The sequence below is a fragment of the Mangrovicoccus sp. HB161399 genome (genome assembly GCF_013184745.1).
Taxonomy (GTDB): Bacteria; Pseudomonadota; Alphaproteobacteria; order Rhodobacterales; family Rhodobacteraceae; genus Mangrovicoccus.
Window position 1 is genome coordinate 1 of sequence record NZ_JAATVU010000180.1, and the last position, 3008, is coordinate 3008.

4 protein-coding genes are annotated in these 3008 nt (G+C 69.1%); all 4 read right to left on the minus strand.

The features are described from left to right. Nucleotides 1–780 (minus strand): TIM barrel protein, encoded by a 780-nt coding sequence (locus HCC78_RS31925; RefSeq protein WP_172332726.1) that lies wholly within the window; start codon nucleotides 778–780, stop codon nucleotides 1–3. A gap of 12 nt (nucleotides 781–792) precedes the next feature. After that, entirely contained in the window at nucleotides 793–1725 is a 933-nt protein-coding gene (locus tag HCC78_RS31930) for a TIM barrel protein (RefSeq protein WP_172332727.1), read from the minus strand. Beyond that, nucleotides 1722–2003: a putative quinol monooxygenase gene (locus tag HCC78_RS31935; RefSeq protein WP_172332728.1), complete on the minus strand. Its 282-nt coding sequence runs from the start codon at nucleotides 2001–2003 to the stop codon at nucleotides 1722–1724. The genes HCC78_RS31930 and HCC78_RS31935 overlap by 4 nt, the downstream gene beginning before the upstream one ends. Nucleotides 2004–2063: 60 nt before the next feature. After that, on the minus strand, nucleotides 2064–3008 hold a 945-nt coding region (locus tag HCC78_RS31940), incomplete at its 5' end, for a sugar phosphate isomerase/epimerase (protein WP_216671409.1).

Here is a 3008-nt window from a genome sequence, read left to right on the forward strand (position 1 = left end):
TCAGGCGGCTGCAGCCTCGATGAGCTCGAAGGAGGCCCGGATGGCGGCTTCCAGATCCGGGCGGTCCCAGACCTCTGCGGTGGTGCATTCGAAGGAAAACGCCCCGGCATAGCCGCCGTCGAGGAAGGCCCGGACCTGGGTGGCGTTCCCGCAGCGGTCCTGCGCCTCGACCAGCAGCCGCCGCGCGTCGTCGGCGTCGTCGAGCGCCGCCTCCGGGTCGGAAATGCCGGAGATGTGGACCATCGAGGTCTGTGCCGGGAACAGTTCGGCCTGGCCCGAGATGACGTGCTGGAACGTGTCATGGACCATGCCGAAGCCGCCGATCCGCGCCATCGCCTCGATCAGCGGCCGCTTGGTCCTGAGCGACGAGGTGACGAAGCCGATCGGCTCGATCAGCGGCCGGACGGCCGCCCCCTCGAAGAGCGGCGCGATCCGCGCCATCGCCTCTTCCAGCGGCAGGACCTCGCGGCCGTCGACGCAGGGGATCAGGCTCAGGGTCTCGGCCCCCGCCGCCTCGGCGAGGTCGCGCAGCGCGCAGATCTCCGCCTCGCGCGCGGCATCCCAGACGTTGAAGCCGTAGACCTCCGACACGCCCAGCAGCCGCAGCCCGCGGTCGCGCGCCATCCGGCCGGCCAGATCCGGGGCGATGCCGTCGAACATCGGCCGGCCCAGGTCGTCGCGCGGCTCGACGCCGACGCAGTCCAGCCGCGCCGCGAGGTCGAGGAAGGCCTCGTAGGCGAGATTGCGGGCGGTCTTCTGGTTCAGCGCACGGTTGATCACGGCATCGTCCTTTCAGAATCCGGTGCGGGCGAGGAAGGCGCGGCTGGCGGCGAGATCGTCGAGGATGCTGCCGGCATTCTGCGGGTCGCGCTCCTGCTCGATGGTGATCCAGCCGCCGTAGCCCTTGCGGGTCAGCAGCGCGCGGATGGCGGGATAGTCGATGCGGCCCTTGCCGATCGGGCACATCACGCCCTCGGCGCAGGCCTCGAAGAAGCGGATGCGGCGCGACATGACATCGGCATATACTGCGGCGTCGATATCCTTGAAGTGGATGTAGTCGAGCCGGTCCCAGTACTGCTCCAGCGTGGCCACCGGGTCCATGCCGGAATAGTCCATGTGGCCGGTATCGAGGCAGAGCCCGGCCAGTCCGGCGGGAATGTCCGCCATGATCCGCTCCAGCTCGCCGGCGAACTCGATGTAGCCGCCGGCATGGGGATGGATCACCGCGCGCACGCCGTGGCGGTCGCGGGCCAGCGCGGCGATGGCGCGGATGTTCTCCACCATGCCCAGCCAGGCGGCATCGGACAGCCGCGGCGCGCGGTCCGGATGGCCGGCGGCGAAGTCGCGCTCGTCATGGCCCCAGTCCATCACCGTCAGGTAGGGCCCGGCAAAGCGCTGGCCCTCGTGCCCGGCGGGCGGCGGCAGGGATGTGACCATCGCGCAGATCTCGTCGGTCTGGCGCAGCAGCCGGTCCCGGTTCCCCGGAGACACGAGGTCGTCGAAGATCGTGCCCGCGACGATGGACAGCCCGCGCGCGCCGAGTTCCTCGGCCATCAGCGCGGGATCGAGCGGCATGTAGCCGTAGGGTCCCAGTTCCAGCCCGCCGAATCCTGCCGCCGCGGCATCGTCCAGCACGTGCCTCCAGGGCGGCAGATGCGGGTTCGACACGTCGTCGACGCCCCAGCAGCAGGGGGCGCAGGACACGGTGATGCGCGGATCGCTCATGCCGCCACGACCGTCATGAAGGTCAGCGACTTGTGGAACTGCTCGTGGAAGGCGATCCAGTCCCTGGTGTGCTGCTCCTCCATGTGCGACGCATGGGCCGCCTCGTCCTTCCAGGTCTCGACGAAGACCAGGCGGTCGGGATCGTCGGTACAGGTGAAGAAGTCGTAGGCGATGCAGCCCGGCTCGGCGCGGGTGGCCGCCAGGACGGCGGGCGCGCGTTCGAGTATGCCCGGCAGCGTGCCCGGCTGCAGGGTGATGTCGATGACGAAGCGGTACATTCTGGACCTCTCTGGCTGGACGGGCCGCCCGCGGGGGAGGCGGCGGGCGGCCCGGTCGGGTCAGCGGCTGATCGTGGCCTGGAGCGCGTCGATCGAGGACTGGATGCCGGCCTCGGTGGACATGGTGAAGTCCTCCATCTCCAGCGAAACCCAGCCGTTGTAGCCGCACATGCGGACGACGGAGAAGAACTCCTTCCACCACTGCAGGTCGCGGCCGGCGCCGACGGCAACGTAGTTCCAGCTGCGGTTCGCCACGTCGGTGACGTCCTTCAGCTCCAGGAGGCCGTTGACGTCGCAGAGGCCGCGCTCGATGCGGGTGTCCTTGCCGTGGCAGTGATGGATCGCGGACCCCAGCGCGCGCGCCGAGGCGATGGGTTCGGCGCCCATCCACATCAGGTGCGACGGGTCGAGGTTCATGCCGACCATGTCGCCCACTTCGTTGCGCAGGCGGAACAGGGTCTCGGGGTTCCAGACCAGCATGGCCGAGAAGTTCTCCAGCGCATAGCGCTTGATGCCGGCCTTCTGGCCGAACTCCACGAGGTCATGCCAGACCGGGAAGGCGCGGTCCTCCCACTGGTAGCGGTCGCGCTCGGGCATCTCGTCGGGCCAGGACTTGGTGTAGACCAGCCAGTTCGGCACGGTGTCGCCGGGCGCCGCCTCGGGCAGGCCGGACATGGTGACGATGGTCTCGACGCCGATCTCGCCCGCAAGCGTGATGGTCTCCTTCATCTCCTTGAGATGGCGGGTGCCCATCGCGCCCGGATCGAGCGGGTTGGCCGAGCAGTTCAGCGCGGCGATCTCCAGCCCGCGGGCCGAGATTTCCGCCAGCTTCTGCTTCAGCAGGCCCTTGTCGGCCAGCAGCTCGTCGGCGCGGAAATGCGGGCCCTTGGACCAGCCGCCGCCGGTCATCTCGATCCCCTCGACGCCGAGCGCGACGCATTTGTCGAGCATGTCGGTGAAGGAGAGATCCCCCATCACGTCGGTACAGATGGACAGTTTCATCGC